The organism is Pseudonocardia lutea (genome assembly GCF_042658055.1).
Classification (GTDB): domain Bacteria; phylum Actinomycetota; class Actinomycetes; order Mycobacteriales; family Pseudonocardiaceae; genus Pseudonocardia; species Pseudonocardia lutea.
The window spans coordinates 1-12,215 of record NZ_JBHSQK010000125.1; the positions used below are offsets into that span (position 1 = coordinate 1).

The 12,215-nt window shown below is 72.7% G+C and carries 16 protein-coding genes and 2 riboswitches; of the genes, 9 read left to right on the forward strand and 7 right to left on the reverse strand.

Annotated features, from left to right (window positions below; all coding sequences use genetic code 11):
- The 4 genes from ACFQH9_RS31440 to cysC all read right to left on the reverse strand — a co-directional run.
- The coding region (locus ACFQH9_RS31440; RefSeq protein WP_379571995.1) for an LLM class flavin-dependent oxidoreductase at positions 1–235 on the reverse strand (235 nt) is incomplete at its 3' end.
- Complete coding sequence (locus ACFQH9_RS31445; RefSeq protein WP_379571997.1) at positions 223–1,014, reverse strand: sulfotransferase family protein; 792 nt, start codon at positions 1,012–1,014, stop codon at positions 223–225. The genes ACFQH9_RS31445 and ACFQH9_RS31440, both read right to left, overlap by 13 nt.
- A gap of 4 nt (positions 1,015–1,018) precedes the next feature.
- On the reverse strand, positions 1,019–1,975 hold the full coding sequence (locus tag ACFQH9_RS31450) for a glycoside hydrolase family protein (RefSeq protein WP_379571999.1): 957 nt from the start codon (positions 1,973–1,975) through the stop codon (positions 1,019–1,021).
- Positions 1,972–2,595, reverse strand: a complete 624-nt coding sequence (cysC, locus tag ACFQH9_RS31455; RefSeq protein ID WP_379572001.1) for an adenylyl-sulfate kinase — start codon at positions 2,593–2,595, stop codon at positions 1,972–1,974. Before cysC ends, ACFQH9_RS31450 begins: the two co-directional genes overlap by 4 nt.
- A gap of 178 nt (positions 2,596–2,773) precedes the next feature.
- A riboswitch (SAM riboswitch) is annotated at positions 2,774–2,867 on the reverse strand.
- A gap of 292 nt (positions 2,868–3,159) precedes the next feature.
- Here cysC and ACFQH9_RS31460 point away from each other — a divergent pair.
- Complete coding sequence (locus ACFQH9_RS31460; RefSeq protein ID WP_379572003.1) at positions 3,160–3,303, forward strand: putative leader peptide; 144 nt, start codon at positions 3,160–3,162, stop codon at positions 3,301–3,303.
- A complete protein-coding gene (locus ACFQH9_RS31465; protein WP_379572005.1) occupies positions 3,282–4,511 on the forward strand; it encodes an acyl-CoA dehydrogenase family protein in 1,230 nt (409 codons plus the stop codon). Before ACFQH9_RS31460 ends, ACFQH9_RS31465 begins: the two co-directional genes overlap by 22 nt.
- A 272-nt stretch (positions 4,512–4,783) precedes the next feature.
- Here the strand turns inward: ACFQH9_RS31465 and ACFQH9_RS31470 are convergent, their stop codons facing one another.
- Entirely contained in the window at positions 4,784–5,485 is a 702-nt protein-coding gene (locus ACFQH9_RS31470; protein ID WP_379572007.1) for an alpha/beta fold hydrolase, read from the reverse strand.
- A 116-nt stretch (positions 5,486–5,601) separates the two neighbouring features.
- On the opposite strand from ACFQH9_RS31470, the gene ACFQH9_RS31475 reads away from it, so the two are divergent.
- Entirely contained in the window at positions 5,602–5,940 is a 339-nt protein-coding gene (locus ACFQH9_RS31475) for a winged helix-turn-helix transcriptional regulator (RefSeq protein WP_232868827.1), read from the forward strand.
- A gap of 113 nt (positions 5,941–6,053) precedes the next feature.
- Here the strand turns inward: ACFQH9_RS31475 and ACFQH9_RS31480 are convergent, their stop codons facing one another.
- The gene (locus ACFQH9_RS31480; RefSeq protein ID WP_379572009.1) at positions 6,054–6,281 is read right to left on the reverse strand and encodes a hypothetical protein; all 228 of its coding nucleotides are present in this window, start codon (positions 6,279–6,281) and stop codon (positions 6,054–6,056) included.
- A 171-nt stretch (positions 6,282–6,452) separates the two neighbouring features.
- A riboswitch (SAM riboswitch) is annotated at positions 6,453–6,542 on the reverse strand.
- 772 nt (positions 6,543–7,314) lie between these two features.
- On the opposite strand from ACFQH9_RS31480, the gene ACFQH9_RS31485 reads away from it, so the two are divergent.
- The 5 genes from ACFQH9_RS31485 (at position 7,315) to ACFQH9_RS31505 (ending at position 10,735) form a co-directional block, all read left to right on the forward strand.
- The gene (locus ACFQH9_RS31485; RefSeq protein ID WP_379572011.1) at positions 7,315–7,482 is read left to right on the forward strand and encodes a hypothetical protein; all 168 of its coding nucleotides are present in this window, start codon (positions 7,315–7,317) and stop codon (positions 7,480–7,482) included.
- 22 nt (positions 7,483–7,504) lie between these two features.
- Positions 7,505–7,744, forward strand: coding sequence for a hypothetical protein (locus ACFQH9_RS31490; RefSeq protein WP_379572013.1), 240 nt, complete (start codon positions 7,505–7,507; stop codon positions 7,742–7,744).
- 12 nt (positions 7,745–7,756) lie between these two features.
- Positions 7,757–8,821, forward strand: a complete 1,065-nt coding sequence (locus tag ACFQH9_RS31495) for an NtaA/DmoA family FMN-dependent monooxygenase (RefSeq protein WP_379572023.1) — start codon at positions 7,757–7,759, stop codon at positions 8,819–8,821.
- A complete protein-coding gene (locus ACFQH9_RS31500; protein WP_379572015.1) occupies positions 8,818–9,600 on the forward strand; it encodes an alpha/beta hydrolase in 783 nt (260 codons plus the stop codon). The genes ACFQH9_RS31495 and ACFQH9_RS31500 overlap by 4 nt, the downstream gene beginning before the upstream one ends.
- 64 nt (positions 9,601–9,664) lie before the next feature.
- A complete protein-coding gene (locus ACFQH9_RS31505) occupies positions 9,665–10,735 on the forward strand; it encodes an LLM class flavin-dependent oxidoreductase (protein WP_379572017.1) in 1,071 nt (356 codons plus the stop codon).
- Positions 10,736–10,787: 52 nt separating this feature from the next.
- On the opposite strand, the gene ACFQH9_RS31510 is transcribed toward ACFQH9_RS31505, so the two are convergent.
- Complete coding sequence (locus ACFQH9_RS31510; protein WP_379572019.1) at positions 10,788–11,360, reverse strand: TetR/AcrR family transcriptional regulator; 573 nt, start codon at positions 11,358–11,360, stop codon at positions 10,788–10,790.
- Between the two features lie 90 nt (positions 11,361–11,450).
- Here ACFQH9_RS31510 and ACFQH9_RS31515 point away from each other — a divergent pair.
- On the forward strand, positions 11,451–12,215 hold a 765-nt coding region (locus tag ACFQH9_RS31515), incomplete at its 3' end, for an NmrA family NAD(P)-binding protein (RefSeq protein ID WP_379572021.1).

The window sequence follows — 12,215 nt, forward strand, 5'->3', positions numbered from 1 at the left end:
TGCTCGTGGCCTGCGCGACCGCCTGGATCAGCAGCGGTGGCGAGGCCCCGGCGACGCCGGGGTTGAGGTGGTGCTCGGCCAGCCAGTACCGCCGGTAGCCCTGCCGCTCGGCGTGCCGGGCCAGGTCGACGGTGTTGCGCAGCGCCTCCGCCACCGTCGATCCCGCCGCGATCGGCGCCAGGTCCAGCACCGACAGCGGGACCGGGGACATCGCCCCCGGAGTCATCGCAGCCATTCGTCCAGCTCCCAACCGGTCAGCGCGGCCACCCGCGGGACGTCGTCCGCGAATCGCGGCAGGGTCGCCGCGCGCTCCGCGCTCGTCGGCCCGGACACGCGGCCGCGCACGTCCGGGCGGACCTGGTGCCGGGACACCCCCGCCACGATGCCGGTCTCGACCCCGAGGAACCGGCACACCCGGTCCGCCGTGCCGGCGGGATCGTCGCGGAGCTCCCGGTAGCGCAGCAGCAGCACCTGCTCGCTCGGGAAGAGCGAGAAGAGGTGCTCGAGCTGGCCGCCGTAGCGGCCCTGGGCGGTGTAGTGCCAGAAGTGCGCCCAGCCCGCGGCGATCCGCTCCTCCTCGCGCTCCAGAGCGCGCACGAAGTCCGCCTCCGGCTCGAGGCCCGCGCCGCGCAGGTGCGCCCAGTTCGAGTGGGCCCGCTCGATCGGATCGCGCAGCACGGCGATCAGCCGGGCCCCGGGCAGGAGGTCCCGGATCCGCCGCTGCGCGTCGCGGTCGTAGAGGTAGAAGACCGTCGACTCGCCGCACAACGCGTCGGGATCGGCAGCGGTGAACAGAGCCTCGTACTCGTCCCGGCGCCAGACGTGCTCGCCCCAGGTCGCGAGGTCACCGGGGCCTCCACCGGAATCCGGCGGTGGGCCGTCGGTGAGGAAGAACTTCGGCTCCTTCGGGGTGGACAGGAACAGCTGCGGGTGGCCGCTCAGGGCGTTGTGCAGGGCGGAGGTCCCGCACTTCGGCGCCCCGAGCAGCAGGAAGTCCGGCAGACGCGAACCCACCGGCTCAGACCGCCGCCGCCGGGCGCCGTTCGGCGGAGCGGACCGGCGGCAGCAGCAGCTCCGTGCGCAGCTCGTGCGCCCCGTCCTCGCGGGTGCCCTCGTAGTAGAGCCGGTACCCGCCGGCCACCTGTGGCACCACGCTGAGGTAGCGCAGCCCGTGCCCGGCATGGGGCGACTCCGCGACCGGCTCGTGCCCCTGGGCGGTGAAGACACCGGGGGTCCCGGTGGCGTAGGCCAGGCCGGTCCGCTCCTCCCAGTTCTCCGCCGCCGTGGCGCGGCCGTCGTACGTGGCGGCCCAGCGGCCGTCGACCCGGAAGACGGCGCTGATCCGCACCCCCCTCGCGTCCCACCGCCCCGCGCGCGGCTCGAGCGCGGTGCCCTCGTGCCGCCAGGCCAGGCCGTCCGTGCTGGTGTAGTACTCGGTGGTCATCCGGTCCTCGTGCGCCGGCACGTCGAGCGGATGGACCGACGCCCACAGATGCCAGCGCCCGCCCTCGATGACGATCACCGGGTCCTTCACGGCGTGCCGCTCGTCGCCGGGCAGGACCGTGCGGCGCGGCGCCTCGGCCAGCTCCTCGGGGGCGTCGGCCTCCAGGACGTCGACCCACCAGTGCTTGCTCCCGGGCGTGGCACAGCTGACGTAGAGCCGCCACCGCCCCTCCGGCGTGCGGACCAGGGCCGGGCGCTCCAGCGACTCCGCCCCGAAGCGCTCCTTGGTCACCCGGGCGACCTCGGTGAACCGGATCCCGTCCGTCGAGCGGGCGAGAACGGTGGCCAGGCCGCGGCCGTGTCCCAACGGGGCACGCAACCGGTAGGCGGCGTGGTAGACGCCGTCGGCGAGGACGACGCTCGGAGCCCCCACCCAGTTGCCGGCACCGGCGCCGGGAGCCGCCACCGCGACCGCGGCGTCCTCCCACCGTGGGATCGGCAGCAACGGCGGAGATTCAGGGGCGGTGCTCAACTCAAGGACTCCTCGGGTGTGGCCGGGCCCGTCAGCCCGCGGTCGGTCAGGTGCGCGAGCAGCAGCGCGACCGAGTTCTCCACCGGCTGCTCGTGGGCGGGGATGACGAGGTCGGGCTCCAGCGGCACCTCGTAGGGGTCGTCGACGCCGGTGAGGCCGGAGATCTCGCCGACGCGCTGGCGGGCGTAGAGGCCCTTGACGTCGCGTTCGGACGCAATCTCCACCGGGGTGCTGACGTGCACCTCGACGAACTCGGTGCCCTTGTCGGCGTGCGCTGCACGGACCTCGTCCCGCACGTCCCGGAAGGGCGCGATGGCCGATACCAGCACCAGCACCCCGTTTCGCGCCAGCAGCTCCGCCACCCAACCGATCCGGCGGATGTTGATCGCGCGGTCCTCGCGGGAGTACCCGCGGGCCGCGGCCAGGTGCGGCCGGACGGCGTCGCCGTCGAGCACCTCGACCCGCAACCCACGAGCGCGGAGCCTGGGCTCGCAGGCGTGCGCGATCGTGGACTTGCCCGCGCTGGGCAGACCGGTCAGCCAGACCGTGGCACCGCGCTGCCGTGTAGGGCCGGGTGCGGGCGGAGCCGGTGCGGCCTCGGACGGCGACGACGCGCTCACGTCGCCGCACTCGAGGACGGGGCGCAGGTCATTGAGAGCTCCTCCGAAGCGGAAGTGGACCGACTACGACGGCTCACGCCGGCAGCCGGGGCTGTCGAGACCACCTCGAGGCCGACAGCCCGCGCTGGCCGTGCGCAGGAGATCCACGTGCCGCCGCCGCACCCCGACGAACATCGCTCCTCCATCGCTCCCGGCGGTAGCACCCGCACCCGTCAAGCGGGGGGTTGCTGCGGCGTCGTCGAGCCGGGTCTCTCGGCCGCTCTGGATGGGTGTGGCCCGTGGGCCCGAACTCACTCTAGGGATCACGACCGCACGTGAGTCAAGGGTCCGAACGACATCTGTGAGCCCCACCGCCGTGCCGGGCGCCGACCTGTCCGGACAGTCACCCGGACGTTCCCACCAGGAGAAACACCGAGCCCGGCGCCGGAGGAAGGTTCGGACATCCGACGCCGGGAGATGTAACCGGACCTCCGTGGTGGACCACACTCGACGGCCCACCGCGCAGTGGCCGGGCCCACGCCGGGCGGTTCCGCCGCGCGCCTCGCTCGTGCGACCATCCGAGCGATGGCACCGTCCGAGGCCCTTCGGCCGCTCTTCCGGGCGCGCCGCCACGTCGATCTCCGACGACAGGCGAGCGCGATCTGTCGGCATCCCGACCGCCGACCGATCACCCCCCGGAAGGACCCATGCCCACCCGTGACCCGCTGACCCGTCGCGCCTGCCACGGCGAAGCCCCCGGGCGTGCGCACGCCACGAGCGACCGCCACGAGCTCCTCACGCGAGTGCTTCCCGCCCTCGCCGACAGCGTCCGGGCCGGCTCACGCGGCCGCGAGGAACAGCGCACCCTGCCCTACCGTGAGATGCAGGCCTTCCGCGACTCCGGGCTGGGCTCGCTGCGCGTCCCGGTCGCCCTGGGCGGGGCAGGCGGGTCGATCGCCGACGTCGTCCGGACCGTGGTGCGACTCGCCGCGGCCGACTCCAACGTCGCCCAGGCCACCCGCCCTCATTTCGTTCATGTCGAACGGCTCCTCGAGCCCGACGTCCCCGACGCCGCCCGCCGGCTCCGCGCCGTGCGCGGCGTGTTGATCGGCGAGGCGACCTCAGAACGCACCGGCTCTCGGCCCTTCGACGTGGGGACCCGACTGCGGCACACGGGCGGGCGCCTCCTCCTCACCGGCGAGAAGCACTACGCCACCGGCGGGCTGTTCGCCACCCACCTCACCGTCCTCGCCCGCGACGAGGACGACCGACCAGTCTGGGTCCTCGTGCCCGCCGACGCCCCCGGCATCGAGCTGTGGGACGACTGGGAAGGAATGGGGCAACGCCTGACCGCCACCGGGTCAGCCGTGTTCACCGACGTCGAGGTGGACCCCGCCGACGTGCTGCACGCCGTACCAGGGCGCTCCGGACCGACCGTGACCTCCAGCTTCCGTGCCCTGCACCTTGCTGCGGTTGCGGCCGGGATCGCCACGGGCGCGGTCTCCGACATCACCGCCTTCACCCGCGCCAACCCACGCACCGCGCAGACGGCCGAGGCCGAGCGGGCCGCCGAGGACCCCTTCGTCCAGGCCGCGGTCGGCGAGGCCGGCGTCCTCGCCTACACCGCCCGCTCCGTGGTGCTCAGTGCAGCGCGTGCCCTCGACGCCGCGGCCGGACACCGCACGCCCGAGGAACTCGCCGCAGCCGCTATCGAGGTCACGCAGGCGAAGGTGGCGGCCGACCGCGCCGCCCAGGGGGCGGCCACGATCGTCTTCGACGCCGCCGGCGCGTCGGCCACCCTCACCTCCGCCGGGCTGGACCGCCACTGGCGTAACGCCCGCACCGTGGCCAGCCACGATCCGGCCGCCCACGCAGCCCGCACGATCGGCGACCATCTCTTGCACCGGACGCCGCCGCCGGGCGACGGCCTGCCCTGACGGGATCGAAGCCCAGCACCAAGAACCGAGGGGCGGTCCCTCCCACGGCCTACGTCCACGCCGGCGCCGACGGGTGAGCGGGCGGAGGCCGACCAGCGCCAACGGGAACAGGCATCCCACAGTGATCACCGACCCGCTCGCCGCGGTGGCGAGCCGCGGCCGGGCGGCCAGGAACCATGCCGCCCAGGTCGCCGAGGTCGCTCGCCATGGCCCCGATCCGGCACGTGCACACTCGACCCGAGCTTCCCCACGAACCGATGTCGGCGCCGTTGTCAGGCCGCTGCCTCGAGCAGCAGCCCGGTGAGCTCGGCGGGCATGGTGATCATGCAGTCGTGGCCGGTCGGCAGCTCACGCACCCGCTCGCCAGCCGGGACGGGACGCCGGGTGATGCCCGCAGGCCGACCCCCGACGCAGTGGATGTGCGTGCGCGGGATCGTGCGCGCGGCCGGCGCGTCCAATCTGACCGGCTCCTCAAGGCACCGCACCGGGTGGTCCGACAGGATCGAGCGCAACCAGGCGACGTCGTCGGGATCGGTGACCCCGAACAGGCCGAGGGGTGGCGGCTGCTCCGGCATCGGCGGAACGCGCCAGCCGTCCACGGCGACCTCGATCAGCTGCTTGGTGACCGGAAGGACGTCGACTGCGCTTTCGCCGTCCTCGGGGACCATCGCGTCGAGGAACACCAGATGCGCAATCCGCTCCGGGACCCGGTTGGCGACCCCCGAGATGACCATCCCGGCGTAGCTGTGCCCGACGAGCACGACGCCGTCGAGACGCTCGCTCTCGATCAGACCGGCGACGTCCTCGACGTGAGTACCGAGCCCGACCTCAGGGCCCAGCAGGTGCGCCTTGTCGCCGTAACCGGTCAGCGACGGCGCGAGCACCCGGTGCCCGGCCGACTCCAGCAGCGGGACCACCCGGTCCCAGCTCCGCCCGCTGTGCCAGGCGCCGTGCACCAGCAGAAACGTGGCCATCGTCGTCGGTTCCTCCTCGTGCCTCGGTACCCTTTGGTAACCGAAACATCGTCATCCCCACGACGCGCACCGGGCAATACGGCACTTTCCGGTGCCCCGGTTCTCAGGAGGTAACCATGCAGGACCCGTGCCAAGCCCGCGAAGTCCTCGGGATCGTCGGGGACAAGTGGGCACTGTTGATCGTCCGCATGCTCAAGGACGGACCGCGGCGCTTCACCGAGCTCAAGCGGGCCATCGACGGCATCAGCCAGCGCATGCTCACCGTGACACTGCGCGACCTCGAGCGCGACGGCATCCTGACGCGCACTGTCCACAACGTCATGCCACCGCACGTCAGCTACGAGCTGACCACGATGGGTCGAACCCTGCGCGAAGCCACCGCGCCACTGATCGAGTGGAGCATCACGCACCTGCCGCACATCGACGCCGCTCGCGCGGCGTACGACAACCGCTAGAGGCGCAGCGCCTCGACCGGGTCGTCGACGCGGATGTGTCGGCCCTCAGCGTCACCCGGGTCAATACGCCTCGGACCCTGCTTGAGCGCGGCGACCTGCTCCCGGTGTCGGCGTCAGCTCCGCATGCGCGGCGAAGCGACGCGGACCACCAGGCGCCGGTGGGCCGCCTCGACCGCGATCAGTTCGCCGTCGGCGGTGTCGTCGCCGCTCGAACGCCCCCGGTGCCGTTCGACCAGCGCCTCGAGCGAGGCGAGGAGCCGATCGCCGAGGTCGGCGTGGCGGTCGTCGAGGCTCGTCGGGAAGGTCGGGAAGGTCGGGTCGGGAGGAACGGGTGCAGACATGGCTGTGCTCCGGGAGGACGCAGGATCGGGGCGACGGGGCATCCGTGCGGCCGGCAGTACCGCCGGTGGGCGGACGCAATGGTCGTCACCGACAAAGGGGCGGCCTCGGTGCGGCAGAAGTCCACGTGCCGGCGCCGGGACCAGGTCTCCTGGCTCCTCGTGAGCACGGCTCCCCCATCGCTCCCGGCTGAAGCACCGCACCGAGCGGTGCGGTTGCTGCGGCGTCGTCGAACCGGGTCTCTCGGCCGCTCTGGATGGACAACTCGCACTCAACCCGTCACCCGTTCCGGTTGTCAAGCGCACGAACACGCGAGTGACGCAACCGCCACACGCCGCTGAGCAGGCAGAACGTCCGGACATCCGGCTACGCCGTCCATCTGACGGCACCCGCGGGCCGCGCGACCGACGCACCGATCTTCTGACGAGATCCGCGCCACTGATCACGTACGCTTATCGCTTCCGATGAGCATTCGCGGTTGGACACCCATCAGGGTGATGGGTTCTACTCTCCGTGTGCAGACACCGTGTCGACGTTCCCCCGGGCTACGTCCGGGGATGACGGTGTCCCCCTGTACGCCCACGGATGTGCGGGCCGGGAGCCTGACCCAGCGCCGGTTCATCGACCACGGCACGGTGCACTCGGCGAGCTGTCGGCTGCACTGACCGCCCGTACGCGGTCCCGGTGACCACGCCCCGTCCTCCGATCGCCTGCAGCCAGCGCGCCCGTCGTCGCAGCGTTGCGCAGCGGGCACGTGCGGAATGACAGCGAGGAGACCGCCGGACCGTCCTGATGCGCCCGCCCGTGCCTCGACGACATCTCGGCCGCCCCCTGTCCGACATTGCCCGCACCGAGGCCATCGCCCGCAACGAGGCCTGCTCCACCCTTCCCGCCCTGAGGATCCACGTGTCCGTTCCACAGATCGTCCCCGCTCCTGCTGATCCACCTCGGACACCGTCGCCCGGCGCCTGCGCGCTCCTGTCGGCTGGCGGTACATCGGCGGCCGGCTGCTGACCGGTCTCGTCGCTGTCTGGGGTGAAGACCGACCTCGTGAACCGGGCCGTGCAGAACGCCCACGACCAGGCCCACGCGATCTTCCTGTACCCGTCGCCGTTCACCGGCGTCGTGTCCAAGGGCCTGCAGTGGACGCCCAAGCCGAACCGCTACCTGTACGCCCAGGGCGTCGGGCGCGTCTCCCCCTGACCTCTCGAAGGAGGCACTCACCATGACCGAACGCCATCTGTTCCTCGGCGGCTACGTGCTGTTCCCGAGCGGCCACTATGCCGGCGCCTGGCGCCACCCGTACTCCTCGCGGGACTGGCTCGGGCGGGACTTCCTGCACCAGACCGCCCGCAGCCTCGAGGCCGCGAAGTTCGATCTCGCCTTCATCCCGGAGACCGTCAGCCACCACGAGGGCTTCACCCGGCACGGGCACTCGAACGCCATCAAGCACGACCCCGCTTAGGTCGCCGGGCAGATCGCCGCCGTCACCACCCACCTCGGCGTGGGCGTCACCCTGTCCACCAGCTTCAACGAGCCCTACAACCTGGCACGCACGCTGCTCAGTCTCGACCACCTCTCGGGCGGCCGGGTCGCATGGAACGTCATCCAGTCCCACGGACCCGCGAACTACCTCAACTTCCCGAACGCCGAGGAGCTCACCGGGTCCGAGCTCTACGACCGCGGGGACGAGTTCGTCGAGGCGGTACTCGCCCTCTGGCGGTCCTGGGGGCCCGACGCCCTGGTCCAGGACCAGGGCACCGGCGTCTTCGCCGACCCGTCGAGGATCACCGTCCCGGACTACAAGGGCCGCTACGTCGCGGTGCGCGGGCCGCTGAACCTGCCGCCGAGCCCGCAGGACCACCCGGTCATCATCCAGGCGGGCGACTCGCAGCGGGGCCGCGAGTTCGGCGCCCGCTGGGGTGAGGTGATCTTCGCGATCGAGCGCACCCGGGTGGACCTGCGAGCGAAGAAGGACGACCTGCGGGCCAAGGCGCGCGCGGCGGGCCGGGATCCCGAGCGGATCCGGCTGTTCGCGGCGGTGCAGCCCATCGTGGGCGAGACCCGCGAGATCGCCGAGGCTCGGCGGGACTTCCTGCGGACCAGGATCACCCCCGAGTCCGGGACGACCTTCCTGAGCCACTTCGCCCGCATCGACCTGACCGGGGTCGACCTGACCGCCCGCTACGTCGACGTCCTCGAGGAACGGGCAACCGACGGGCAGACCGAGGCCAGGGCGATCACCCAGCTCGACGCCCTGCTGGGCGCCCGCCGGGACCGAGTCACCCTCGCGGAGGCGGGCATCGAGTTCTCGACCAGCGAGCTCACCCCCCAGATCGTGGGCACCGGCGAGCAGGTCGCCGAGCAGCTCGCCGAGATCTTCGGCTCGGGCGCCGCCGACGGGTTCCTGATCACCCCCACCCACTTCCCGGGGTCCTTCGACGACTTCGGCCGGGCCGTCGTACCGCACCTGCAGAAGCTCGGGGTGTTCCGGACCGAGTACGAGGGCACCACCCTGCGTGAGAACCTGGGGCTCTCATGACCAGCACCGAGACCGAGCTGCGCCTGACCAGCGGGTGGGGCGGGTCGCTCGCCGCCACGTTGACCCCCGGGACGGCCGACACCGCGGTCCTGCTCCTGCACGGCTTTCTCTCCGACCGACGGGCCGGCGGTCGGTTCGACCGGCTCGCCGCGGAGTACTCAGCCCTCGGCCTTGCGGTCCTGCGCCTGGACCTCAGCGGGTTCGGCGAGTCCGAGGGGGAGGTGGTCGACGCCGACCACCTGCTCGCGGACGCCCACGCCGGACTGGACCACCTCGACTCGCTCGGCTACGCCCGTCAGGTGCTGCATGGGCAGAGCCTCGGCTCGGCCATCGCGCTGCGGGTAGCCCCGCAACGGCCGCGGGTCCGCACGCTCGTCCTGACCGGGGCGCTGACCGGGGCGGGCGACGGCGACGCGCCGTACCCGTTCCTCGACTCCGAGCAGCTCGCCGCGTGGTACCGGGACGAGGACGTCGCGTTGGCGGTGGACTCTCCGAGCCGCACGCACGTCGTCGTCAACCGACGCCGGCCGAAGCTCGGTGCCACCGGCACGCAGGAGGAGCTGCTGGGTGCGGTGCCCGTGCCCGTCCTCGTGATCCACGGGGACACCGGCGAGCAGGAGCAAGCCCTGGCCGCGATCACCGCGGAGGGCGAGCACCTCCTGCCCGCCGGCTCACACGTCGTCGTGATCCCCGGCGCCACCCACACCTTCTACGAGAGCCAGGACGCGGTCGCGACCACGGCCGTGGACTGGGTGCGCCGGCACGTCCCGGCGGGCTGAAGCCCGTGCTCCCGGTCCCGGTGCGCCCGGGACCGGGGACCGTCGATCCACCTGGAGGCCGACCGTGCCCGAACCCCTGCCGCGCCGGAACTTCCTCTGGTACCTGCCCAACATGGTTCAGCCGGGCCATCGCGGCGACGACACCGTCGACGGTTGGGGCAGCCTCGACTACTCCGTCGAGCTCGCCCGCTCCGCCGAGGACCACGGCTGGGGCGGCGCCCTGATCGGCACGGGATGGGGGCGCCCCGACACGTTCGCCCTGGCCGCCGCGGTCGCGGCGCGGACCCGCACCTTCGCGCCATTGATCGCCGCTCGGCCGGGCTACTGGCAGCCTGCCCACTTCGCCAGCGCCACCGCGACGCTGAGCGCGCTGAGCGGAGGGCGGGTGCTCGTCAATGTCGTCACCGGGCGGGACGACCTGGCCGCCTACGGCGACGCAGAGGCCGACTACGCGCGGCGCTACGACCGAACCCGCGAGTTCCTCCAGGTCGTCCGCAGGCTCTGGACCGAGGAGGACGTGACCTACACCGGCGAGTTCTACCGGGTCGAGCACTCCACGGTCGTCCCCCGTCCGGTCGTGCCGCCCCGGCTCTACTTCGGCGGCGCCTCGCCCGCTGCCGAGGAGGTGTCCGCGACCGAGGCGGACGTCCAGCTGTTCTGGGGCGAGCCCCTGGAAGGGATCGCGGCGCGGGTCGACCGACTCCAGGCACTCGCCGAGAAGCTCGGCCGGGCGCACCCGCCGCTGGAGTTCGGGCTGCGGATCACCACCGTCGCCCGGGAGTCCTCGGACGAGGCCTGGCGCGTCGCCGAGGAACGCGTCGCGGAGATGGCGAAGACCGGCGAGGTGCAGATCGACGGCCACCGCGGGTCCGTCGGACAGCAGCGGCTGCTCGATCTCGCCGCGCGCGGTGACGTGCTGGACGCCTGCCTCTACACCGCGCCGGGCCGCCACGGGGGCGGCGGCGCGGGCACCACCTGGCTGGTCGGCTCCTTCACGGAGGTCGCCGACGCGCTGGAGCGCTACGCGGACCTCGGCGTCACCCACTTCGTCCTGTCGGACACGCCCTACCGCAGCGAGGTCGTCCGGCTCGGCGACCACCTGCTGCCGCTGCTGCAGACCGTGCAGCCCGGCTGAGTGCCCTCACCCCACCGGCGGGTGGAAGGTGGGCAGGCCGCCGAGGCCGTTGTCAGCGCGCCGGGCTCAGGCCCGTGACCGCGAGCTGGAAGAGACGCTCAGCCTGGGCGGCGGGGTGAGCCCGGTGCTCCGTGGCCAGCACGACGCCGACGACCAGTGCGATCAGGTCGGAGACGGTGACGTCCGACGCCACCGCGCCGTCCCGGACGGCGCGGCGCACCAGCGGGCCGGCGGCCGTCTCCATCAGCACCGCGCAAGAGCTGGCCACCGGATCGGACCCGGCCACCTCGGCGTCGTCGTAGGACAACGCAGCCGCCAGCCCCCGGGCGGTCACGGAGTAAGCGAGCAGATCGGCCAGCCACGCCAACAGTGCTTCCCGGCTGTCGTCCACGCCGGCGAGATCACGCGCGCGGACGCACAAGGTCTCGATCCGTTCACGCGACACCGCCTCCAGCAGTGCGCGGCGGGTCGGGAAGTGGCGGCGCACGGTCGCCGAACCGACTCCCGCCGTGCGGGCGATCTGCTCCAGGGAGGCGCCGGCGCCATGGACGCCGACCTCTTGCTCGGCCGCGGCGAGGATGCGCGCGTAGTTGCGCCGGGCGTCGGCGCGCTGGTGGTCGCCCATGAGTTCTCCGACCTTGCTAAGTGGCGGGGCCCGCCGTATCGTACTCGACGGAAACGGCGGGCCCCGCCGTTTAGAGTTCGAGGAGGCCCCATGCCGAGAGCGTCCGCACCCGTGCTGGTCACCGGGGCCACCGGCCGACAGGGCGGCGCCACCGCCCGTGCGCTGCTCGCGATGGGCGTGCCCGTGCGCGCCCTGGTGCGCGACCCGGCCACCGACCACGCCAAGGCCGTCGAGGCGCTCGGGGCCGAGCTCGTGACCGGCGACCTCCGCGACCGCGACTCGATCGACCTGGCCGCCGAGGGCGCCCGCGCCGTCTTCTCCGTCCAGATGCCCGAGCTCACCCCCGAGGGCTTCGACTTCGCCGGGGAGGTGACCCAGGGCGTCAACCTCATCGAGGCTGCGAAGGCGGCCGGCGTGCCGCAGTTCGTGCACACCTCCGTGACCGGGGCCGGACAGCACACCGACACCCCCGGCTGGGCCGAGGGCCGCTGGACCTCGATGGAACCCACCTTGGGGGCCAAGACCGCGATCCAGGACCGGGTCCGCACCGCCGGTTTCCCCCACTGGACCCTGCTCAAGCCGGGCTTCTTCATGGACAACTTCCTGCCGGAGATGGCCTTCCTGTTCCCGCGCGGGATCGAGGGCGGCCTGGTCAGCGTCGTGAAACCCCGAACCCGACTGGCCCTGGTGGCCGTGCAGGACATCGGCTCGGCCGCCGCGGCCGCCATCGCCGCACCGGAGCGGTTCGACGAGGTCGAGCTCGAGTTCGCCAGCGACCACCTGTCGATGACGGAGGTTGCGGAGGTGCTGTCCGAGGCACTAGGAGCTGTTTACGAAGTCGGCGAGCGGGTCTCG